The organism is Bradyrhizobium sp. BRP23 (assembly GCF_020194135.1).
Classification (GTDB): Bacteria; Pseudomonadota; Alphaproteobacteria; order Rhizobiales; family Xanthobacteraceae; genus Bradyrhizobium; species Bradyrhizobium yuanmingense.
This window is the reverse complement of sequence record NZ_JADYVW010000004.1, coordinates 257,870-280,457: the sequence shown is the minus strand read 5'-3', so window position 1 is coordinate 280,457 and position 22,588 is coordinate 257,870. Positions and strand designations below refer to the sequence as shown.

Sequence of the window (22,588 nt, the reverse complement as noted above, 5' to 3'; positions counted from 1 at the left end):
CTGCGAGCTAGCGAACAAGAAAATCGGGTTCCGTTGACACAAGAGCGTTTCGCCACGAGTTATGCCTGCCGTCGATGACGCCGATGTCGTCGAGGTGAATGGAGATGGACATGATGCGCCGTATCGTTCCGCTCGCCGCAGGATTGCTCGCGACGGGGTTCTGGGCAGGCTCGGCTCTGGCCGCCGACATCAATTTGCTGAACGTGTCGTACGATCCGACGCGCGAGCTCTATGTCGAGTTCAACAAGGCGTTCGCGAGCGCCTACCAGAAGGAAACCGGCAAGAGCGTCGAGATCAAGCAGTCGCACGGCGGCAGCGGCTCGCAGGCGCGCGCGGTGATCGACGGCTTGCAGGCCGATGTGGTGACGCTTGCGCTGGCCTATGACATCGACGCTATCGCGAGCAAGCGCCTCACCGCGACGGATTGGCAGAAGCGGCTGCCGCAGAATTCGTCGCCCTACACGTCGACCATCGTGTTCTTGGTGCGCAAGGGCAATCCCAAGGGCATCAAGGACTGGGATGATCTGATCAAGCCGGACGTTGCCATCATCACCCCGAACCCGAAAACGTCGGGCGGCGCGCGCTGGAATTATCTGGCCGCCTGGGGCTTTGCGCAGATGAAATACGGTTCAACCGACAAGGCCAAGGACTTCGTTGGGAAGCTCTTCCAGCAGGTGCCGGTGCTCGATACCGGCGCCCGGGGCGCCACTGTGACCTTTGTCGAGCGCGGCGTCGGTGACGTGCTGCTCGCCTGGGAGAACGAGGCGTTCCTGGCCCTCAAGGAATTCGGTGCGAACAAGTTCGAGATCGTTGCACCGCCGCAGTCGATCCTCGCCGAGCCGCCGGTCGCGATCGTGGACAAGGTTGCCGACAAAAAGGGCACCCGCAATGCGGCTGACGCCTACCTCCAATACTGGTACACCAAGGAAGGGCAGGAAATCGCCGCGCGCAATTTCTACCGTCCGCGTGATGCCGAGACCGCCAAAAAGTACGAAAATGCCTTCGCCAAGGTCGAGCTGTTCACGATCGACGACGTCTTCGGCGGCTGGACCAAGGCACAGAAGGAACATTTTGCAGACGGCGGCGTTTTCGATCAGATTTACAAGAACTGATCGGGCGCTGTCGTAGGGGGCTTTAGCAGGGGGCCTGGTGAGCGCACTCGCAGCACGACGCCGGACATTGCCGGGCTTCGGTCTCACCATGGGACTGACGCTTTCCTGGCTGTCCGTGATCATCCTGATTCCACTCGCCGGCCTGTTCCTGAGATCGCTTGAGCTCAGCCCCGAGCAGTTCTGGAACATCCTCTCCAGCCGCCGCACCCTGAACGCGCTCCGCGTCTCGTTCGGCCTCGCCTTTGCGGCGGCTTGCGTCAATCTGGTGATGGGCAGCATCATCGTCTGGGCGCTGGTGCGCTACCGCTTCCCCGGCCGCCGCATCTTCGATGCCATCGTCGACGTGCCGTTTGCGCTGCCGACGGCGGTGGCCGGCGTCGCGCTGACGGCGCTGTTCGCCGAGAAGGGCTGGCTGGGGGCGCCGCTCGCCGCGCTCGGCCTCAAGGTGGCGTTCACGCCGGTCGGCATCTTCGTCGCCATGATCTTCATCGGCATTCCCTTCGTTGTCCGCACCGTGCAGCCGGTGCTGCAGGATCTCGACCCTGAAATCGAGGAAGCCGCGGGCAGCCTGGGGGCCAGCCGCTTGCAGACCATCGTTCGCGTGATCCTGCCTTCGCTCGCGCCGGCGCTGCTCACGGGCCTCGCGCTCGCCTTCGCCCGCGCGGTCGGTGAATACGGCTCGGTGATCTTCATCGCCGGCAATCTGCCCAACGTCTCCGAGATCGCGCCGCTCTTGATCGTGATACGCCTGTCCGAATTCCGTTACGCCGATGCGACCGCGATTGCGGTGGTCATGCTGGTCGTCTCCTTCGTCATCATCTTCGCGGTCAATCGGCTCCAGCGCTGGGCGCAGAGCCGGATCCCGGCGCGCTGAGGGCGGACCATGACGATGCAGATCGCAGATTCCGTGTCGCTCTCGGCCTCCGACTCGCAGGCACGCGCGCACGCGGCGGCGGCGCGGAACAATTTGCGCACCGAGCCGCGCGCCGTCCGCATCGTCATCATCACGCTGGCGTTGCTGTTTCTCACCGTCTTCGTCGTGCTGCCGCTGGTCGTCGTGTTCGCGCAGGCATTTTCGCGCGGCATCCTCGCCTATTTCGCCGCGCTCGCCGAGCCGGAGGCGATGGCGGCGATCAAGCTAACGTTGATCGTCGCGGCGATCTCGGTCGGGCTCAATCTGGTGTTCGGCCTCGTCGCCGCCTGGGCGATTGCAAAATTCGAGTTTCCGGGCAAGACCTTCCTGATCACGCTGATCGACCTGCCATTCTCGGTCAGCCCGGTGATCTCGGGCCTCGTCTTCGTGCTATTGTTCGGCGCGCAAGGCTATCTCGGCAGCTGGCTGCGCGAGCACGACATCCAGATCCTGTTCGCGGTCCCCGGCATTGCGCTCGCCACCACCTTCGTGACCTTCCCCTTCGTGGCGCGCGCGCTGATCCCCCTGATGCAGGAGCAGGGCACGCAGGAGGAGGAGGCTGCGATCTCGCTCGGCGCCTCCGGCCTGCAGACCTTCTTCCGCGTCACCCTGCCCAACATCAAATGGGGCGTGCTCTACGGCGTCCTGCTCTGCAACGCGCGCGCGATGGGCGAGTTCGGTGCGGTCTCCGTCGTCTCCGGCCACATCCGCGGCGAGACCAACACCATGCCGCTCTTGGTCGAGATCCTCTACAACGAATACCAGTTCGTCGCCGCTTTCGCGATCGCCTCGCTGCTCGCAATGCTGGCGCTGATCACGCTGATCGCAAAAACCGTTCTCGAACGTCATCTCGACGAAGGACAAGACGCCAGTGACCATTGAAGTCAAGAATCTCGTCAAGAAATTCGGCAGTTTTGCAGCCCTCGACGGCGTCGATCTCAAGGTCAATGACGGTGAGCTGCTGGCGCTGCTCGGCCCGTCCGGCTCCGGCAAGACCACCTTGCTGCGGATCATCGCCGGCCTCGATTGGCCTGACTCGGGCGAAGTCTCCTTCAACGGTGAGGACGCGCTGGCGCAAGGAGCCCGCGAGCGCCACGTCGGCTTCGTGTTCCAGCACTATGCGTTGTTCCGCCACATGACGGTGTTCGAGAACGTTGCCTTTGGCCTCCGCGTGCAGCCGCGCGCGGTCCGAAAGGATGAGGCCGCGATCCGCTCGCGCGTCAAGGAGCTGCTCGATCTGGTGCAGCTCGACTGGCTCGCCGACCGCTATCCGAGCCAGCTCTCCGGCGGCCAGCGTCAGCGCATCGCGCTCGCCCGTGCGCTTGCGATCGAGCCGCGCATCCTCCTGCTCGATGAACCCTTCGGCGCGCTCGACGCCAAGGTGCGCAAGGAGCTGCGCAAATGGCTGCGCTCGCTGCATCACGAGATCCACGTCACCTCGATCTTCGTCACGCACGATCAGGAGGAGGCGCTGGAAGTCGCCAACCGCGTCGTGGTGATGGACAAGGGACGGATCGAGCAGATCGGCTCGCCCGACGACGTCTACGACAATCCGGCGACTGCGTTCGTGCACGGCTTCATCGGCGAATCCATCGTGCTGCCGATCCAGATCGGCGATGGTGCGATCCGGCTCGGCGACCGGCAGCTCGATCTGGCGGCCGATGGGCTTGCGCCTGGCGCGTCGAAGCTGTTCGTGCGGCGACATGACATGCTGGTCGGCCCGCCCGGCAGCGGCGCCTTCGAGGGTGCGGTCCAGCACGTCCGTAATTTCGGCCCGGTGCAGCGGGCGGAAGTAGCCCTGTCCGGCGGCGAGACCATCGAGATCGACGCCCCCCGCGACAAGGAACTGCGCGCCGGCGACACGATCGGCCTCAATCCGCGCCGTTACCGAATTTTTGCGGGCTAGGCCCGCCGTCATTCCGCCCCCGGAATGACGGCTCAAATTCTCTTCAAAATTCACCTTTCAGCCATTGTTGGTATGCAACAACAGCCCCTCATTTGGGGGCCCGATTCATGCGCGCTGCGGCCGCAATTCTCATCATGTTGCTGCTCGCCGGTTGTGCCGGCAACGAAGCACCGGTCCAGCAGCCGTCGATGTATGCCGACATGGCGGTGCCGGGCTCCAAGCTCGACGTCCAGGCAGCTGCGATCATGATCTCGCAATACCGCCAGAACAACGGGCTCGGTACGGTCGTGGTCGACCCGGATTTGACGCGGCTCGCCGAATCCCAATCGGGCGCGATGGCGGCGGCCAACAAGATGGACCACGACGTCCGCGCGCCGCTCGCCAAGCGTCTGGCCTCTGGCGGTTATCCTGCCACCGTGGCGGTCGAGAACATTTCGGCCGGCTATCATACGCTGGCGGAAGCGTTTTCCGGCTGGCGCGACTCGCCTCCGCACCGCGCGAACATGCTCAAGAGCGGTGTCACAAAATTGGGCATCGCGGCGAGCTATGCTCCAGGCACCAAATACAAGGTGTTCTGGACCATGATCCTGGCCTCCACCGAGCCTCGATAAGCCAGACTTGATCCCGGGGATGCATTGACGTCGCGGCGGAGTGTCGCCACGGTGGCCAGCCTTTTGCTATTGTTCCCGCATGACCGATCATAGTCCGGAAACCGCAACAATCCCCACGAATGCGCAGCGCGTCCTGGTCCTCCAGGGCGGCGGCGCGCTCGGCTCGTACCAGGCTGGCGCCTTCCAGGCGCTGTGTGGCTACGGCTTCGATCCGGAATGGGTCGCCGGCATCTCGATCGGCGCGGTCAATGCCGCCATCATCGCCGGCAATGAGGGGCACACCCGCGTCGAGCGGCTCAAGGAATTCTGGGAAATGGTGTCGGCCCCGGTGCCGTGGAAGCCGGTCGGCAAGAGCGACCGCAGCCGCGAGCTGTTCAATTCCACCAGTGCCGCGCTGATTGCGACGTTTGGCGTGCCCGGCTTCTTCACGCCACGCATTCCGCCGGCGCCGCTGTGGCCGCCGGGGCATCCCGAGGCCGAAAGCTATTACGATACCTCGCCGCTGAAGAAGACGCTGGAGCGTCTCGTCGATTTCGACCGCATCAACGATCTGAAGACACGCCTGTCGGTCGGCGCGGTCGGCGTCACCTCGGGCAATTTCAGATATTTCGACAATTACGCGTTCAAGAAGCTCGGCAAGAAGATCGGCCCCGAGCACATCATGGCCTCCGGCGCGCTGCCGCCGGGCTTTCCCTCCGTCGTCATCGACGGCGAGCATTATTGGGACGGCGGCATCGCCTCCAACACTCCGCTCGACTACGTGCTCGATGCCGAGGTCGAACGCGACATGCTGATCTTTCAGGTCGATTTGTTTTCCGCGCGGGGCGACCTGCCGAACTCGCTGCTGGAGGCGGCCGAGCGCGAGAAGGACATCCGCTATTCCAGCCGCACGCGGATGAACACCGACAAGAACAAGCAGCTGCACAACGCCCGCAGGGCCGTGCGCGATCTGATCGGCAAATTGCCGGACTATCTCAAGAACGATCCTTCCGTCGAATTCCTGGCGAAGGTGTCGCGCGAAAGCACCGTCACCGTGGTGCATCTGATCTACCGCAGCAAGAACTACGAATCCTCGTCCAAGGATTACGATTTCTCGCACATTGCCATGGTCGAGCATTGGGAGGCCGGCGTGCGTGACGTGCACCTGTCGATGCGCCACAAGGACTGGCTGGAGCGGCCGCAGTCCGGCGAGACCATGGTGACCTACGATCTCACGGGGGACGTCACCGCGCCCCCGGCAAAAAGGAGCGAATAGAATGGGTACTCTGTCAGGCAAGAACGCCCTCGTGACCGGATCGACCAGCGGCATCGGGCTCGCTTACGCGCGCGCCTTCGCCGGCGCCGGTGCCAACGTCGTCATCAACGGTTTCGGCTCGCCGGAGGACATCGAGAAGGAGCGCGCCAAGATCGAATCCGATTTCGGCGTCAAGGCGGTCTACTCGCCCGCCGACATGACCAAGCCCGCCGAGGTCGCCGGCATGATCGCGCTCGGCGAGAAGACGTTCGGCTCGGTCGACATCCTCGTCAACAATGCCGGCATCCAGTTCGTCTCGCCGATCGAGGAATTCCCGCCGGAGAAATGGGACCAGATCATCGCGATCAATCTGTCCTCGGCCTTCCACGCCATCCGCGCCGCAGTGCCCGGCATGAAGAAGAAGGGCTGGGGCCGCATCATCAACACGGCGTCGGCGCACTCGCTGGTGGCCTCGCCATTCAAGTCGGCCTACGTCTCGGCCAAGCACGGCATCGCCGGCCTCACCAAGACCGTGGCGCTGGAAGTCGCGACCCACAAGATCACCTGCAACTGCATCAGCCCCGGCTACGTCTGGACCCCGCTGGTCGAGAAGCAGATCCCCGACACGATGAAGGCGCGCAATCTGACGCGCGAGCAGGTCATCAACGACGTGCTGCTCGATGCGCAGCCGACCAAGGAGTTCGTCACCTCCGAGCAGGTCGCCGCGCTCGCCCTGTTCCTGTGCAGCGACGACGCCGCCCAGATCACCGGCACCAACCTCTCGATCGACGGCGGCTGGACCGCGGAGTAATTCGTGCCGACCTGACAACTCTCGGTCATGCCCCGCGAAGGCGGGGCATCCAGTACACCGCGGCCTCTCGGTTAATCACAGCCGCCTCGGAGTACTGGATCGCCCGGTCAAGCCGGGCGATGACAGCGAGAGTGGATCGGCGTTTTCGATCGTCGTCTATTTGCCGAACGCCAGCACGTGCAGCCCCAGCCGCTGCCGCACGATCCAGAACAGCAGCACCGTCTCGAAGGTGAGGGAGATCGAGGTTGCAGCCGCGGCGCCATGGCCGCCGTAGCGCGGCACCAGCGCGATGCAGAGCACGAGGTTCATCACGAAGGCTAGCGCATAGGCGAGCGCGCAGATCTTCTGCTGGCCGAGCATGTTGAGCAGGCGCTCCACCGGACCGATCGCGGCGCGCACGACGAGGCCGATCGCGGCCACGAACATGATGTCGTAGCCGATCACGAATTGTGGTCCGAACAGCCAGAGCAGCGGCTTGCCGAGCGCGAGCAGCACGATGGTCGCGGCCAGCGACGGCCAGAAAGTCCAGGTGATGGCATGCGCGACGTAGGCCGACAGGCGCGCCTTGTCGCCGCTGGCATTGTATTCGGCGAAGCGGTGTGCCGTCGTGGCTGACATCGCGTAATGGATGAACGAGACCAGCGCCAGCGTCTTCACCACGGCGAAATAGACGCCGACCTCATCCGAGGGACGGAATTGCTGCAGCACCAGCACGTCGGTGTAGGACAGGAGCAGGTAGAAGCTCTCGACCAGCAGGATCGGCAGCGAGACGGCGAGCCAGCCCTTGACGTCATAGGCCTTCGGTCCCGGTGTGATGTGATCGGCGAGCTTGCGGTTCAGCACCACCATCTGCCCGGCCATCGCGATCCATACCGCGCAAAGGCTCGCCACCATCGCGGCGACGGCGCCGAGGTGATAGCCGAGCAGGAAGGCGAGCGCCGTGATGCCGATGATCAGCGCCTGGCGGATGATGAATTGCGGCATCAGGCCGAGTTGCATCCAGTCGTGCGAGCGCGCGATGCCGTCCTGGGTGTTGGCGACCACGAAAGCGGGCAGCGTCATGCAGCCGATATAGAGCGGCAGCACCTCGGCGGGATCGATCCAGGGCGACAGCAATTTGACGATGCCAGCAAGGCCGAGCGACGTCAGCGTGGACACGGCAAAGGTCAGCCAGCGGCTGCCGGACAGGAAGCCGCGCAGCAGCGCGTGCGCGCCGTTGGCGCGGTACTCCGGAATGATTTTCTGCGCGGAGGCCGAGATGCCGAAATCCATCATGCTGCCGAGCAGCAGCACCCAGGTCCAGACATAGACGTAGATGCCGTAATCGGACGTGCCCATCCAGCGCGCCAGCAGCACCTGCGAGACATAAGCGAGGCCGGCGCTGATGACGCGGATGATGAAGATGGTGCCGGCGAGCCGGCGCGTCAGCGACGCCTCGCTCGATCCGCCCGCGAGCCTGGCGCGCAGCCGCGCGATCAGCCCGGCCGGTCCGGTCGTTGCGGGTTCTGCATCCATCACGGCCAATTCGAACAATCCCCAGCGACCTGCAGCGGCAGGCGAGGGATTAGCAACCATTCGTTAAGATTCGGTTGGGCGGACGCTAGTTCAAATTCGTGTTGAACTCGTACGCCTTCTCCGGCCCGACCAGCGTGAACTTCAGCGCTGCACCTTCGGGCTTGGCGCCCGGCGGCAGCCCGTCGAGCTCGAACGAGAAGCGCACGACCCCCGGCGGGCTGGGCTGCACCGGCGCCGGAATCGGCAGCGCCCAATCGGGCGTCGGGCCTTCCACGAACAGATTGACCTTGCGGCTGTCCGGCGCCACCACATCGACCACTACGTTCTTGGGCCCGTCCCGCTTGACGTCGCGAATGGTGAGCGGATTGGGGTCGCCGATATTGGCGGGCTTCGGCACGGTGTCGAGCGCCGCTCGCAGGTTGGCGTCCTCGGTCGAGGCGACACTGTTGAAGCCGAGCTCGGCGCTGGCCTCCACGGGAATGCAGAGCTTCTCGCAGACCGCGTAGTTGATCTCCGCGCGCAAGGTCACCGGCTTGTCCGCGGCCTTGGCGACGATGCGCAGGGGCAGCACGACCTGGTCGCGATAGCCGATGGAATGGCCGCCTGCGCCGTCGTCGAACTTCAACGGTGCCGGCCACATCACCGTCACCGCCTCGACATTGTCGGACTTGGAGAAGTCGAACCGGGGTGGAACGCCGGAATCGCCGGGCGACCGCCAGTAGGTCTTCCAGCCGGGCTGCAGCTGGAAGGCGATACCGCCGAGCAGCACCGCGCCGCTGCGCGAGCCCGCCAGGAGCCGCACCGCGGAATGTCCATCGCGCTGCCAAGGCGATGCGTCATCGGCACGGGCCGCGATAGCCAACGACGACGCGAGCAGGGTTGTCGCGACGCCAATCGCCGCACGCAGGGGAACAATGCTGGACATGGCACGTCTTTACAGGGTCACCTAGGGCCAAACCATTGAATTGCTTGTGATGGATGCACTCGAATCAACTCGCCGCAAGCCTTGATTTGACAGCCGCCCGGCCCGACATCAGGATAGGAATTGAAACCGGAGTGCTCGAGCGATGGCTCCCACAGGCAAGAGGACGGGCGAAAGCACCCGCAGCTCGGGCGCCGCGCTGCCCAGTTCCGGCGGCTATCTCGACGGCCGGCTCCTGATCGCAATGCCCGTGATGGGCGATTCCCGCTTCGAGCGCTCGGTGATCTATCTTTGCGCCCATTCGGCGGAGGGGGCGATGGGCATCATCGTGAACCACCCCGCCGGCAGCATCGATTTCCCCGAGCTCTTGCAGCAGCTCGGCATCATCAAGAAGGGCGAGCACATCAAGCTGCCGGAGAATGCCGAAAGTATGAAGGTGCTGCGGGGCGGGCCGGTCGACACCGGGCGCGGCTTCGTGCTGCATTCCAGCGACTTCTACATCGAGAACGCCACGCTGCGGATCGATGACGGCGTCTGCCTGACCGCGACGGTCGACATTCTGCGCGCCATCGCCAACGGCTCCGGCCCCAAGCACGCCATCCTCGCGCTCGGCTATGCCGGCTGGGCGCCGGGCCAGCTCGAGACGGAGATCCAGAGCAACGGCTGGCTGCATTGCGACGCGGACGCGGATCTGATTTTCGGCGACGACGTCGACGACAAGTACAACCGTGCTTTGCAGAAGATCGGTATCGACCCCGGCATGCTCTCGAACGAGGCCGGGCACGCGTAGCGTTATCGGCCGCTATTGCCACACTCTCCACTGCCCTCAGTTATTCTCCGCTGTCGTCCCGGATCGGCGCTTCGCGCCGGACAACGCTACGCGTTGCCCAGCGCTCCGCTTGTCCGGGACGGCGACCGAATTTGTGGCTACTCCGACCCGGCCTACTCCGCCGCCTGCTGCTGCACCGTCGGCTCCGTCCCCGCCACCGTCGCGCGGCGCATGTCGCGGGGCTGGGACTGGTCGTAGCGGCGGACGCGGTGCATGGTCTGGCGGTTGTCCCACATCACGAGGTCATGCAGCTTCCATTTGTGCACGTAGACGAACTCGGGTTGCGTGGCGTGCTCGGTCAGATCGCGCAGCAATAGCCGTCCCTCGGGCATGCTCATGCCGACGACCTTGCCGGCATGCGATGACAGATACAGCGACTTGCGGCGATGCACGGGGTGCGTGCGCACCAGCCGTTGCAGCACCGGCTTGAACATCTCCTTCTCTTCGTCGGTATATTCGGTGAAGCCGAGCGATCCCCGCGAATACATCAGCGAATGCTCGCAGACGAGGTCCTCGATCTCCGCCTTGGTCTCGTCGTCGAGCGCATCGTAGGCTGCACGCATGTCGGCGAATTCGGTGTTGCCGCCCTTCGGGTTCACCACGCGCGCCGACAGCAGCGAGAATTTTGCGGGGATCGGACGGAACGAGCTGTCCGAGTGCCACAGGCAATTGCCGAGGTTGAACAGATTGGCGCGGCTGTCCTTGGGCAGCGGCTTGCCGTCCTTGCCGAGGTTGGAGACGTCGTTCAGGCCTGAGGTGAGGCGGTGTTCATCCGCCTTGGTGATGTTGCCGCCGCGCGCCTCCTCGCGCTGGCCAAAATTCAGCGCGAATGCCATCTGCTGCTCGTCGGTGATGTCCTGGTCGTGGAAGACGAGCACCGCGTACTTGTCCATGGCGGCCTCGATCTCGCGCGCCTGATCCGGCGTGAGCGGCTTGCGCAAGTCGAGGCCGGACACCTCGCCGACGAAATGTTTCTGAAGCTGCCGGATGGCGATGGTCATTGCGTTCCTCCCGCATCTACGAGCGGTTTCCCCGCTCTGTTTGTGGAAAAAATGACTCCCGCATCCGGCGATGTCAACGCGCCGCGCGCATGGCTCTCACGCGTTCCGCGCCATCAGCCCGCCATCGACCGGGATCACCGCGCCGGTGAGGAAGGACGCCGCCGGAAGGCACAGGCTCAGCGTCATATGCGCGACCTCTTCAGGGTCGCCGTAGCGGCCGAGTGCGGTGCGGCGCTTGGCGTAGATGGTCTTGTGCTCCTCCGGGATGCGATCGGTGATTTTTGTGCGGATCGGTCCGGGGCAGATGCAGTTGACGGTGATGCCCTCGCGGCCGAGCTCCACCGCCAGCGAGCGGGTGAGGCTCACGACGCCGCCCTTCGCGGCCGAATAGGGGCTGTGCAATGCGGTGGCGCCGAGCGCCTCGGTCGAGGCTATGTTGACGATGCGCGGGCTCTTCGACTTGCGCAAGTGCGGCAGCGCGGCGCGGATGATGCGTGGGTGCGCCGTCAGCATCACGGCGATGCCCTTCGCCCAGGCGTCCTCAAAGCCCTCATCGTCGATCGCGACGCGCACGGAGATGCCGGCATTGTTGACGACGATGTCGAGGCCGCCGAAATGCGCGGCGACATCGCCGACCACGCGCTTGATCTCGCCGCCGTCGGCGACGTCGAGCTTCCACGCCCTTGCCGCGCCACCGCTTGCCGCAATCTCCCTGGCGACGTCCTGCGCGCCTTGCTCGTCGAAATCCGTGACGGCGACGTTCGCACCTTCGTTTCCGAATACGCGCGCAGTGGCGCGCCCCATGCCGCTGGCTGCGCCAGTGACGAGCACGGTGAGCCCCTTCACGGACCGGCTGAGCTCCCTGACGTCGGACATGCTGTTCCCTCGCGCCGAGCTGGTTCTTGTTGTGATTGACAAGGCTGGCATCGATCCGCAGACAGGTCAAACAAGCAGAAAACAAAAGGGGAGGCCGACAATGGCAAATGAGCTCGATTACTCAGGCAAGCAGGTGCTGGTGGTCGGCGGTTCCAGCGGCATCGGCAACGGCATCGCGCAGGCCTTTCGCGCCAAGGGCGCAGCTGTTGCCGTCTGCGGCACGCGTGCTCGCGCAACGGAATATTCAGCCGACGAAGGCTCCGATCTCGAAGGTCTTGCTTACGCGCAGCTCGATGTCGGCAATTCCGGTGCGATCGAAGCATTCAAGCCGTCGTTCGACCGTCTCGACATCCTGGTGCTCGCGCAGGGCGCGGTGATCTACCGCCGCGGCGAATTCGAGATGGCGGGCTTCCGCAAGGTCGTCGAGATCAATCTGATGAGCCTGATGGCCTGCGCGACGCGCTTTCATTCCATGTTGCGGGACGCGAAGGGCGCGCTGATCATCGTGTCCTCGACCGCGGCCTATCATTCCACCATGGGCAATCCCGCCTACAACGCCTCGAAGACCGGTGCGGTCGGATTGACGCGGACGCTGGGCGAGGCCTGGGCCGAGGACGGCATCCGCGTCAACGGCATCGCGCCAGGGCTCGTCGACACCAAGATGACGAAGGTGACGACCGACAATCCGAAGCGGCTCGAAGGCGCGCTCGCACGCATCCCGCTGCGGCGATTGGGTACGCCGGCCGACATGGCGGGCGCGGCGCTGTTCCTGGCCTCGCCGCTGTCGTCCTACATCATCGGTCAGACGCTGGTCGTCGATGGCGGCCTGATTCTATAGGAGAGCCTAAGGAACCGCGCTGCGTCTGATCGGTTACTTCGGCTGACCACCGAGGAGGATCATCATGGACACGGATCGGATTGTTGGATCGGCGAAGGAATATGCCGGACGCGCGGAAGGCGCGATCGGAGACATGGCAGGCGATGCCAAGACGCAGGCGTCGGGCAAGGCGCGGGAAGCCGCGGGCACGGTGCAGAATCTCTACGGCCAGGCCAAGGATGCCGTGCGCGACGCCACGGACACCGCCGCGGGCTATGCCAAGGACGCCTACGAGAACAGTGGTGAGACTTTCCGCGACGGCTCGAAGGCCATTGCGCAGAAGGTGCAGGACAATCCGCTCGGCGCGCTGCTGGTTGCCGGCGGCATCGGCTTCGCGCTGGCGCTGCTGATGTCGCGTCCCGCCCGCCGCCCGCCGTCACGCTGGCGCTATTACGGCTAGTTGCCGAAACGCCTGTCACGCGTGCCCCGGCTCAGCGATGCAGCGTAGAACCCTCATCGCTGAGCCGGGGTCATTTTTTCTGAATGCAGCACGAATTGGGTCCCGGCTCTGCGCCGCATCACCAGAAGGTGCTGCGTTGCGTCCGGGACACGAGACCTTGCCTTACCGGAACATCTCGGCGGAACGGCCGACGTTAGCCGGCGGACGCGGGATCCCAGGATTGGGATTCGGATTGCGCGGCCCGGGCGGCGGCGCCATTTGGCGCGGCGGCGGGGGCTGTGGCGAGCCGAAGCCGAAGAAATCACGGAATGTGGGCGTTGCCTGGGCCGGCAGTTGCGGGGCGACCTGCGGCTTCTTCGGCGCGAGCTTTGGCGGTGCGATCGCGGCGGCCGCGGCCGATACGCCTTGAGCTGCCCCGCCGTCCGGCGTCGTTGCCGCCATCGGCGTATCGCCCTTGGCCTGCTCGCGGCCGACTTCCCGGCGCGGCCAGGCATAATCGTCGGCGCGGCCGGCGGGGGCTGCCAGCGGTTCACCCTTCACCATCGTCTTGGCGGCGAGCGCATCGACAGCGGCGGGACGCGTGCCCGGTCCGCCCAGCAATTGATCGGTCGAGATCGAGGCTGCAACCAGCGGCACGATCGGCCCGGCCAGCGGACGCGGCGCGGGCTTGCCCGGCTCGGCGCTGGTGTCGGGCGTCGCGGGCTCGCTCGGCAGCGCGATCGGGCCGGAGCGTCCGGCAAGCAGGCGCGTGATCTCGCGCTCGACATAATGCGCGAGCTTGCGCGCGCCGGCCTTGGTGAAATAGATGCCGTCGGAGCTGCGGAGCTGGCGGATCTGGCCTTCGAAGTCCGGGCCCTTCTGCAGGAAGCGGCCGGCTTCGTCGACGAAGCCGTCCCATACGTCGACATAGGTGATGCCGGCCTTGGCCGCGCCCTCACGGTACAGCGAATCCAGGAACAGCGTGTCCGCGGTGCCCTTCGGTCCGCGGACCGCGGGCAGGCCGACCCAGAGCACCGGCACGCCCTTGGTTTTGAGGACGGCCGCGAGCTCCTCGATCTTCTTGCCGTAGAGCTCGACCCAGCGCTCGTCACGGAATTCGTAGAGGCCGTTCGGATTGCGCGCGGTCTTTTCCGGCGCGGCTGCCGGCGTGTCGGCATTGTCGGCGTCGTCCTGCGGCAGGTCGGCGTCGGCAGGCTTATCGTCCGGCTTGGCGGCGCTGTCGCCGGGCTTGGCGTCGCCGGGCTTGGCGTCGCTGGGCTTGCCTTGCGGCTTTGCGCGCGCACCCTTGTCGTTCTTCTTATCTTTGTCCTTCTCCGCGGCCGGCTTATCGGGTTTGTCGGCGGCCGGCTCGCGGATCGCGACGCGGTCGTTGAGGCCGAGCATGACGACGATCACGTCGGGCTTTTCGGTCTCGAGAATGCCCTTGGCCGCCGCGGCCCAGTCCGCGGGCTCGCCCTTGGGCTGGTACCTGATCAGGCCGGACGTGGTCTTGTGCTTGCGGATCACGCCCATGTCGGGCTGCTCGGCGTAGGCGTCTTCGAGGCCATAGGCGAGCCAGTCGGCCATGGCATCGCCGATCACCAGCACGTTCTTCTCAGGAATCGTGTCGCGCTTGGCCGGTGCCGGCGCGCGCGAAAAATCCTGGCGCGGCGCCTGCGGCGGCGGCTGGAAGGGTGCGAAGAAGTCGCCGCCGAACCATCCGCCACCTCCGCCGCCCCGTGGTGGCGGTGGTGGGGCCGAACGCTGCGGCGGACCGCCGAAGCCAGGGAAGTTGAAGAACTGCGCCGAAGCGGGTGCCGCCACCGACACCAGGATCGCAAGCGCCGTCCCCAGCGCGATCAACGGGCCGGTCTCGGTCAGCGCCTTGAACAGGGACTTCTTCGACATGCGATCTCGGGCACGCGCAATGGGGGATCGGAGTTAGCTCAATATAATAACGGAATCAGGCGCCAAACGGGCAAATTCCATCGCAGATTCTTGTCCATAGACCGGGGAACACCAGTCCCGGTCAAGGCTATCAGCCAAAATCCCCCTTCAAGGTTACTTCGAGCGCGATTTTACCGCCCGCGCAGCCGGTCCAGCACGTCGGAGGAGGCAAAACCGTCGGCGGGGACCCCGATCGAGGCCTGGAAATTACGCAGAGCCTCCCTGGTCAGGCCGCCGAATTGGCCGTCCGGGGTGCCCTTGTAGTAGCCGCGCTGAGCCAGCAGCTGCTGCAGCTCCAGCCGTTCGGTGCGGGACAGCTCGCGCTCCTGCCGCGGCCAGGGCTGCACGAAAGGCTGTCCCCCGCGCAGGCGGTCGGCGAAATGGCCGATCGCCAGCGCATAGGCTTCCGCCGGGTTGTACTTCATGATGACGCGGTAATTCTGCAGCATCAAAAAGCCCGGTCCCTGCGCGCCGGCGGGTGCCAGCAGGTAGGCCTTGTCCGCAGGATGCGGGAAGGCCTGGTTGTTCGGACGCTTGAGCCCGAGCTTCTCCCATTGCGCGATCGGCATCGCCTTGGCGCGGTCGGCCAGCATGTAGTTGAAGCCTTGCGGCACCACGACCTCGTAGCCCCAGGTCTGGCCTGGCTGCCAGCCGTCCTTCTTCAGATTGTTGGCGGTCGACGCGATCAGGTCGGTCGGATTGTCGACGACGTCGCGCCGGCCGTCGCCGTCGCCGTCCACCGCGAAGCGCTTGAACGCGGTCGGCATGAACTGGGTCGGGCCGAAGGCGCCGGCCCAGGAGCCGCGCAGCTGCTCCGGACGCAAATCGCCGCGGTTGAGGATCTCCAGCGCGGAGAGGAATTCGTCCTTGAAATAGGCTTGGCGGCGGCCGATGCAGGCGAGCGTCGCGGTCGATTGCAGCACGCTGCGATCGCCGATCTGCGTCGAGTAATTGGACTCGATGCCCCAGATCGAGGCGATGATGTAGCGGTCGACGCCGGTGGCTTTCTCAGTCGCGTCGAACTGCGCCTTGTATTTGGCGAGGACCTCGCGGCCCTTGGCGAGGCGGTTGTCGTTCACCAGAATGTCGAGATAGGCCCAGATCGACTTGGTGAATTCCGGCTGCGAATCCATGAGGTCCATGATGCGCAGGTCGGGCGACAGTCCGGCGGTGAAGCGCTGAAAGTTCTCCTGCGTGACGCCGCGCCGTGCGGCATCGGGCCACATCGCAGCGACGCAATTGTTGAAATTGCCGGCAGCCTCGCGGATCGCGGCGGCCGTCATCAAGGGATGGCCGGAGGCGCCGTCCTCGCCGCTCCACGGCAATGGACCCGTCGGCGCGCCGCTCGGGCCCGGCGAGGGCTGCGCCGGTGCCGGGTTCGATCCGGAGAAGATGCCGCCGAACAGGTTGGACAGGCCGTTCTGCGCCTGGGCGTGTGCGCCGGCCGGCAGCAGCAAAGCGGCCGCAACGACTGCGCCGCCAGCCCGTCTCGCCAGTCCTGCCATTGATTGCATCATGTTCCACCCGTCGGCCTGAAAAACCCGCCACAGGAGGCCTGGTTAGCGTTGCCAATAGCTTAACAAAGGTGAAATTTTGGTGGCGGCCTTTTTCTTAACTCCGTCGGGGCGAGGCCCCACATCCGCCTTTGTTGGCGGCTGCAAACAGGCTAGCAAGGATGCCATTGCTCCCGTCCCATGTGCCCCAAGGTATTCGATCGATCCCATGAAGATTCGCAAAGCCGTATTCCCCGTCGCCGGCCTCGGCACCCGCGTTCTGCCTGCCACCAAGGCGATGCCGAAGGAAATGCTGACCATCGTCGACAAGCCGCTGATCCAATACGTCTATGACGAGGCGAAGGAAGCCGGCATCGAGCACTTCGTCTTCGTCACCGGCCGCAACAAGGCTGTCATCGAGGATCATTTCGACCGGATGTTCGAGCTCGACACGACGCTGGCCGCGCGCGGCAAGAAAGCCGAGCAGGATATCCTGGCGCAGAACCAGCCCGAAGCCGGCGCGGTCAGCTTCACCCGCCAGCAGGCGCCGCTCGGCCTCGGCCACGCGGTCTGGTGCGCGCGCGACATCGTCGGCAACGAGCCGTTCGCCGTCGTGCTGCCGGACGAGCTCGTGCTCAACACGCCCGGCTGCCTGAAGCAGATGATCGAAATGGCGTCCTCGCTCGGCGAGAAATCCAATCTGATCGCGGTCGAGGCGGTGCCCGATCACCTGACCCATCAATACGGCATCTGCGGCGTCGGCAAGCGCAACGGCAAGATGTTCGAGGTCGACGGCATGGTCGAGAAGCCGGCCAAGGGCACCGCGCCCTCCAACCTTTCGATCACCGGCCGCTACATCCTGCAGCCGGAGATCTTCAAGATCCTGGAGACCCAGGAGCGCGGCGCCGGCGGCGAGATCCAGCTCACCGACGCCATGATCGGGCTTGCCAAGACGCAGAAATTCTACGGCGTCGAGTTCGAGGGCGAGCGCCATGATTGCGGCTCCAAGCCCGGCTTCCTGCGCGCCAACATCGCCTATGGCTTGAAGCGGCCAGAATTGCGCGACGGCCTGGTCGCGGAGATGAAAAAGTATCTGGGGCAGTAGCTCCCGCCGTCATCGCGAGCCAACGGATCCGCGCGAAGCGCGGCCCAGAAGTGAGCCTCACGCCACCAGCGACAGCTGCGGCAGGCTCGCCACCACCGACTGGTTGCGCCCGCCGGCTTTGGCGGCGTAGAGCGCCTTGTCGGCGGCGGCAACCAGTAGCGGCCAGTCCATGCCGGCGGCGGGGACGAGGCTCGCGATGCCGCAGGACACCGTCGACATCGCCTGATCGTCGGACCAGCCCTGCACCTTGAGGCGGATCATCTCCGCCACCTTGTGGGCCTCAGTGGCCGAGGTGTTCGGCAGCAGCACGGCGAATTCCTCGCCGCCGTAGCGCGCCGCGCAATCGCCGGCGCGGCTCACCGAGTCGGAAATGCAGATGGCGATGCCGACCAGCACCTGGTCGCCGGCCTGATGGCCGAACGTGTCGTTGTAAGCCTTGAAGTGATCGGTATCGATCATGAGCAGCGCGATCGGCGCCTTCTGGCGCATGGCGCGCCGCCATTCGACGTCGATGACGGAATCGAATTTGCGGCGGTTTTTCAAGCCCGTGAGCGCGTCGGTCGTCGCCAACTCCTCGAGCTTGCGCTCGGCCTCGGCGCGCCGGCCGATCTCGCGCGCGAGCACGAGGGTCGATCCCAGCACGAACAGGATGAGCGCCAGCACCACGGTGCCGATGCGGAGCGCCTCCCTTTGCCAGAGCGCGAACACCGCGGCCAAAGGCTTGCCGGCGACCACGAACAGCGGACCATTGTTCTTGCTGCGGACATAGAGCCGCGGCGTCGCATCGACCGGGCCCTGTCCCGAATAGGCGGCGCCGACCCTGAGATTGTCGGCCTTCCAGTTCTGACGGTCGTTCAGGTTCGTGCCGATGATGTCGAGATCGAACGGCCGCCGCATGATGATGGTGCGGTCGCGCTTGAGCACGGTGATGGTGTCCTCAGGGTCGAGGTTGAGCCGATCGAACAGCTCGTGGAAATAGCTGAAGCGGATCGAGCCGGCGACCACGCCCATGAAGCCGCCGTCAGCGTCACTGATGCGCCGGCTCAACACGATCGAGTAGGCGCCGCGAAACAGCATGGGACGGCTGATGAACAGCTCCGTGCCGGGATTATCCCGGTGGACCTTGAAGTAGTCCTCCTCGCTGCGGTCCTCGGGCAGGGGATCGAGCGTGGACGCATCGATGGTCAGCCGGCCCTCGGCGTCGAACACCTGGATGGCGCCGAAATGTTTGGCGGTGGTCGCGTGGTCGAACAGGATCAGGTGACGGATCGTCTTTGAGACCGTCGCCAGCTCGGGCAGCAGCATGTTGCTGGCCACCGCCTTCAGCGACAAATCGTAGATCTCGACGTTGCGGCTGACGTCGGACTCGATCGTGGTCGCGAGGTTCTCCAGCGTCTGGCGGGCGAGTGCCTCCTCGCCGCGGCGCATGTCGAGCATGACGTTGACGCAAATGGCGGAAAAACCGATCACCGTCACCACGGACGAGATGATCAGCAGCTTCGCCGAAATCCGCCACGGCCGGCGGGCCGCAACGTCGCGCCATCCAGAGAACATTGTTCGCTCCTGTCCATAGTGGATGCGCCCGAAAGCTTGCGTAGTGTTTAAGCCGCGACGGCGCTGCCGCAATGAGTTAAGAATCGGTTTATGCGGCTGACGGTTTTGAGCAGCCTGACTTCGCCCCGGACGAGAGGACGAGTGTGAACGACTACGACGCGTTGCGCGATTATCTGCTGCGGCAGAAGCAGGAGGAGCTCGTGCTGAGCTTTGAGCAGATCGAGGAGATCATCGGCGCGGCGCTGCCGCGCGCGGCCCAGCGTGCCTCATGGTGGGACAGCCTTCGCAGCCCCGACATCCAGATGCCGCAACGCGAAGCCTGCCTCGCCGCCGGCTTCGTGGCGACACGCATGCCGGACGGCCAGAGCGTCCGGTTCAGGAAGCAGAAGGGTGAGCGGCGGCGCTAGTGCGTGACTTCCCTTCTCCCCTTGCGGGAGAAGGTGGCGCGAAGCGCCGGATGAGGGGTATGTCTCCGCGCATTCAGATGGATTTGGACGTGGGGAGAGATACCCCTCACCCCCGCTCGCTTGCGAGCGGACCCTCTCCCGCAAGGGGAGAGGGGAAGATCAGCTGGCAGCTTCCAGCCGCACTTCCGTGAGCAGCCGCATCGCCGCGTCCGCGTCCATCGGCTCGCCGAAGGCAAAACCTTGCGCGTATTCGCAGCCCATCTGGTAGAGCTCGACGGCGTCCGAATCGGTCTCGGCGCCTTCGGCGACGACGTCCATGCCGAGGTCATGCGCGAGCGCGATGATCGACTTCAGGATCACGGGGCGGGTGCCGCGGCTGGTGGTGCGTACGAACGACTGGTCGATCTTGATAGTGTCGAACGGGAAGCGCTGCAGATAGGCCAGCGAGGAGTGGCCTGTGCCGAAATCGTCGAGCGACAGCCCGGTGCCGAGCTCGCGGATCCGGGTCAACATCTGGGCTGCGTGCTCCGGATTCTCCATCACCAGCGATTCCGTCAGCTCGAGCTTGAGCGTGCCGCGCGCCACCGAGGAGCGCGACAGCACGGTACGGACATCGTGGATCAAATCGTGGCGCAGCAGCTGCCGCGAGGAGACGTTGACGGAAGCGAAGATCGGCTCGCGCGAGCGCATCGCCCGCTGCCACACCGAAAGCTGCTTGGCGGTCTGGTCGAGCACGAACATGCCGAGGTCGACGATCAACCCGGTCTCCTCGGCGATGGTGATGAACTCGGAGGGCGCCATGCGTCCGAGCTTCGGGTGGTCCCAGCGCGCCAGGGCCTCGAAACCGGCGATGGAGCGATCCTCCAGCCGCACGATCGGCTGGTACAGGATCGTGATCTCCTGGCGCTCGATGGCGCGGCGCAGTTCGCTCTCCAAGGTCAGGCGGTCGGTCTTGCGCGCCCGCATCGCCGGCTTGTAGACGTCGATGCGGTCGCCGCCGATCCGCTTGGAGTGATACATCGCCAGCTCGGCGTCCTTGATGATCTCGTCCGTGAGCTGGGTTTGCGGATCGGACAGCGCGAGGCCGATCGACGCGGTGAGGAAGATCTCGCGGTCGTTGAAGGCGATCGGCGCGCGGATGGTCTTGCGGATGGTCTCGGCGAAAGCGGTGATGCGGGCCGGGTCCTGCTCCGACAGCAGGATCAGGCCGAATTGGTCGCCGGCCATCCGCGCCAGCGTGTCCTGCGGCTTCAGGATGCGGGTGAGGCGGCGCGCCAGCGTGAGCAGGATGGAATCGCCGACTGCAATCCCGACGGAATCGTTGACCTGCTTGAAGCGGTCGAGGTCGATCACCATCAGCGTCGGCCGCAGCGTCGGCATGGTCTTGGCGAAATGCGCGACCGCGCCCAGCCGGTCCATGAACAGTTTTCGGTTGGGCAGGCCGGTGAGATTGTCATGCACGGAATCGTGCAGCAGGCGCTCCTCGGCGTTGCGCAGCTCGGTGACGTCGGTCAGCGTGCCCACCACGCGCGAGACCTCCCCGTCCGAGCCGACCACCGGGCGCGCCTTGAGCGCGAACCACATGAAATGACCGTCCGGCGTGCGCAGACGGAAATCCTGCACCAGGCGGCCGCGGCGCTGGTCGAGCACGCTGTCGAGCGCGGCGCGGAAACGGTCCTGGTCGAGCGGATGCAGCACCTCTAGCCAAGACGCCGCCGGGCCTTCCAGCGTGCCGCGCTTCAGCCCGAGCAGGGCTTCGGTCTCGGGACTGGTGAACACCTTGTCGGCGGATACGTCCCAGTCCCAGATCAGGTCGCCGGAGCCGGCCAGCGCCAAAGCGCGCCGCTCGATGTCGGAGACGACGCCCGTGCTGGCGCCGCCGCCGGCAAAGGCGTGCTGCATCACCGTAAAGCCGATCAGCATCACGATCAGCACGAGGCCGCCGAGCAGGGCCGGGCCGACGATGTCGTTGGTGACCGAGCCCGCCACCGTCATGCCGGCCGCGACCACCCAGACCACGAGCAGGAACCAGGTCGGGATCAAGAGCACGGCGCGGTCGAAGCCGTGGGTGGAGAGATAGACGATCAGCGCGAAACCGGCGAAGGCGATCAGCACCAGCGAGATGCGTGCGATGCCGGAAGCCACCGCCGGGTCGAACAGCGCGAGCGCCACCAGCGAGCCAAGGAACGCGAGCCAGCCGACCGTGATGTGCGAATAGCGCACGTGCCAGCGGCTGAGATTGAGATAGGCGAACAGGAACACCAGGAGTGTCGCCGCCAGGATCGCTTCGCCCGCCGCGCGCCAGATGCGCTCGGCGTTGTTCGACATGTCGAGCACCTTGCCCCAGAAGCCGAAATCGACGCCGATATAGACCAGCACCGCCCAGGCCAGCGCCGCCGCGGCCGGGAACATGATGCTGCCCTTCACCACGAACAGGATGGTCAGCACCAGCGCGAGCAACCCGGAGATGCCGATCACGATGCCCTGGTACAGCGTGAACGAGTTGACCTTGTCCTTGTAGGCTTCCGGCTCCCACAGATAGAGCTGCGGCAGCTTGTCGGTGCGCAGCTCCGCGACGAAGGTGACGACGGCGCCGGGGTCGAGCGTGATGCGGAACACGTCCGCGGTGGCGCTTTCCTGCCGTTCCGGGCGGTCGCCGATCGAGGGCGTGATGGTCGCGATGCGCGACAGGCCGAGGTCGGGCCAGAGCAATCCCGAGGAGACGATGCGGTAATGCGGAGCGACGATCAGGCGGTCGAGCTGGTCGTCGGTGTTGTTGGCGAGCGCGAACACCACCCAGTTCTGTCCGCCCTCGCGGGCGCGCACCTCGATGCGGCGGACGATGCCGTCGGTGCCGGGTGCGGTGGAGACCTGGATACGATCGGCATCGCTGCGCTGATGCTCGAGCACGCCGGTGAGGTCGATCGCGGGCGCGTCGCTGCGGACGCTGACGGCGTCGAGCGCGCGCGCAGGATACGCGGCGACAAGAATCATGAGGCCCAGCGCGATGGGCGCGAGGCACCTGATCAGACGCAAGGTCAGTTCTCCGCGTTCGACGCAAACTCGTCAGTGCAAGGCAAATCTAGAAGGCGATTT

At 65.3% G+C, this 22,588-nt stretch carries 20 protein-coding genes; 12 read left to right on the top strand and 8 right to left on the bottom strand.

The genetic code is table 11. The features are described 5' to 3' along the window. Positions 1-110: 110 nt before the first annotated feature. The 7 genes from I6F24_RS12940 to I6F24_RS12910 all read left to right on the top strand — a co-directional run bounded on the left by I6F24_RS12940 (position 111) and on the right by I6F24_RS12910 (position 6,587). Positions 111-1,112 (top strand): sulfate ABC transporter substrate-binding protein, encoded by a 1,002-nt coding sequence (locus tag I6F24_RS12940; protein ID WP_036021768.1) that lies wholly within the window; start codon positions 111-113, stop codon positions 1,110-1,112. A gap of 37 nt (positions 1,113-1,149) precedes the next feature. After that, positions 1,150-1,986, top strand: coding sequence for a sulfate ABC transporter permease subunit CysT (gene cysT / locus I6F24_RS12935; RefSeq protein WP_074447692.1), 837 nt, complete (start codon positions 1,150-1,152; stop codon positions 1,984-1,986). A gap of 9 nt (positions 1,987-1,995) precedes the next feature. After that, on the top strand, positions 1,996-2,907 hold the full coding sequence (gene cysW / locus I6F24_RS12930; RefSeq protein WP_225149272.1) for a sulfate ABC transporter permease subunit CysW: 912 nt from the start codon (positions 1,996-1,998) through the stop codon (positions 2,905-2,907). Beyond that, positions 2,897-3,931: a sulfate ABC transporter ATP-binding protein gene (locus I6F24_RS12925; protein WP_035998225.1), complete on the top strand. Its 1,035-nt coding sequence runs from the start codon at positions 2,897-2,899 to the stop codon at positions 3,929-3,931. Before cysW ends, I6F24_RS12925 begins: the two co-directional genes overlap by 11 nt. Before the next feature lie 107 nt (positions 3,932-4,038). Continuing rightward, a complete protein-coding gene (locus I6F24_RS12920) occupies positions 4,039-4,542 on the top strand; it encodes a CAP domain-containing protein (RefSeq protein ID WP_035998228.1) in 504 nt (167 codons plus the stop codon). A 79-nt stretch (positions 4,543-4,621) separates the two neighbouring features. Next, positions 4,622-5,797, top strand: coding sequence for a patatin-like phospholipase family protein (locus tag I6F24_RS12915; protein ID WP_036036932.1), 1,176 nt, complete (start codon positions 4,622-4,624; stop codon positions 5,795-5,797). Between the two features lies 1 nt (position 5,798). Continuing rightward, positions 5,799-6,587, top strand: a complete 789-nt coding sequence (locus I6F24_RS12910; protein ID WP_225126393.1) for a 3-hydroxybutyrate dehydrogenase — start codon at positions 5,799-5,801, stop codon at positions 6,585-6,587. Between the two features lie 156 nt (positions 6,588-6,743). Here the strand turns inward: I6F24_RS12910 and I6F24_RS12905 are convergent, their stop codons facing one another. Together I6F24_RS12905 and I6F24_RS12900 are read right to left on the bottom strand one after the other, a co-directional pair. Continuing rightward, positions 6,744-8,102 carry a flippase gene (locus I6F24_RS12905; RefSeq protein WP_162131145.1) on the bottom strand — a complete coding sequence of 453 codons (1,359 nt, stop codon included), beginning with the start codon at positions 8,100-8,102 and terminating at the stop codon, positions 6,744-6,746. A gap of 85 nt (positions 8,103-8,187) precedes the next feature. After that, positions 8,188-9,027 (bottom strand): protein-disulfide reductase DsbD domain-containing protein, encoded by an 840-nt coding sequence (locus I6F24_RS12900; protein ID WP_035998237.1) that lies wholly within the window; start codon positions 9,025-9,027, stop codon positions 8,188-8,190. Positions 9,028-9,169: 142 nt separating this feature from the next. Here I6F24_RS12900 and I6F24_RS12895 point away from each other — a divergent pair, with 142 nt between their 5' ends. After that, on the top strand, positions 9,170-9,814 hold the full coding sequence (locus tag I6F24_RS12895) for a YqgE/AlgH family protein (RefSeq protein WP_036021679.1): 645 nt from the start codon (positions 9,170-9,172) through the stop codon (positions 9,812-9,814). A gap of 152 nt (positions 9,815-9,966) precedes the next feature. Here the strand turns inward: I6F24_RS12895 and I6F24_RS12890 are convergent, their stop codons facing one another. Together I6F24_RS12890 and I6F24_RS12885 are read right to left on the bottom strand one after the other, a co-directional pair. After that, positions 9,967-10,854, bottom strand: coding sequence for a TauD/TfdA family dioxygenase (locus I6F24_RS12890; RefSeq protein WP_035998242.1), 888 nt, complete (start codon positions 10,852-10,854; stop codon positions 9,967-9,969). A gap of 96 nt (positions 10,855-10,950) precedes the next feature. After that, positions 10,951-11,730, bottom strand: coding sequence for an SDR family NAD(P)-dependent oxidoreductase (locus I6F24_RS12885; protein ID WP_225149271.1), 780 nt, complete (start codon positions 11,728-11,730; stop codon positions 10,951-10,953). Between the two features lie 100 nt (positions 11,731-11,830). Here I6F24_RS12885 and I6F24_RS12880 point away from each other — a divergent pair, with 100 nt between their 5' ends. Together I6F24_RS12880 and I6F24_RS12875 are read left to right on the top strand one after the other, a co-directional pair. Further along, entirely contained in the window at positions 11,831-12,568 is a 738-nt protein-coding gene (locus tag I6F24_RS12880; protein WP_036021684.1) for an SDR family oxidoreductase, read from the top strand. Positions 12,569-12,632: 64 nt separating this feature from the next. Next, positions 12,633-13,007, top strand: coding sequence for a CsbD family protein (locus I6F24_RS12875; protein ID WP_035998251.1), 375 nt, complete (start codon positions 12,633-12,635; stop codon positions 13,005-13,007). A 162-nt stretch (positions 13,008-13,169) separates the two neighbouring features. Here I6F24_RS12875 and I6F24_RS12870 read toward each other — a convergent pair whose 3' ends face one another. Together I6F24_RS12870 and I6F24_RS12865 are read right to left on the bottom strand one after the other, a co-directional pair. Then, positions 13,170-14,894: a DUF459 domain-containing protein gene (locus I6F24_RS12870; protein WP_225139300.1), complete on the bottom strand. Its 1,725-nt coding sequence runs from the start codon at positions 14,892-14,894 to the stop codon at positions 13,170-13,172. Positions 14,895-15,064: 170 nt separating this feature from the next. After that, entirely contained in the window at positions 15,065-16,447 is a 1,383-nt protein-coding gene (locus tag I6F24_RS12865; protein ID WP_225139458.1) for a lytic murein transglycosylase, read from the bottom strand. 208 nt (positions 16,448-16,655) lie between these two features. On the opposite strand from I6F24_RS12865, the gene I6F24_RS12860 reads away from it, so the two are divergent. Next, a complete protein-coding gene (locus I6F24_RS12860) occupies positions 16,656-17,531 on the top strand; it encodes a UTP--glucose-1-phosphate uridylyltransferase (RefSeq protein ID WP_109142449.1) in 876 nt (291 codons plus the stop codon). 57 nt (positions 17,532-17,588) lie between these two features. On the opposite strand, the gene I6F24_RS12855 is transcribed toward I6F24_RS12860, so the two are convergent. Further along, positions 17,589-19,085 (bottom strand): diguanylate cyclase, encoded by a 1,497-nt coding sequence (locus I6F24_RS12855; protein ID WP_225126385.1) that lies wholly within the window; start codon positions 19,083-19,085, stop codon positions 17,589-17,591. Positions 19,086-19,228: 143 nt separating this feature from the next. On the opposite strand from I6F24_RS12855, the gene I6F24_RS12850 reads away from it, so the two are divergent. Then, a complete protein-coding gene (locus I6F24_RS12850) occupies positions 19,229-19,492 on the top strand; it encodes a hypothetical protein (RefSeq protein WP_035998268.1) in 264 nt (87 codons plus the stop codon). A gap of 159 nt (positions 19,493-19,651) precedes the next feature. Here the strand turns inward: I6F24_RS12850 and I6F24_RS12845 are convergent, their stop codons facing one another. Further along, a complete protein-coding gene (locus I6F24_RS12845) occupies positions 19,652-22,528 on the bottom strand; it encodes an EAL domain-containing protein (protein WP_035998272.1) in 2,877 nt (958 codons plus the stop codon). Between the last annotated feature and the right edge of the window lie 60 nt (positions 22,529-22,588).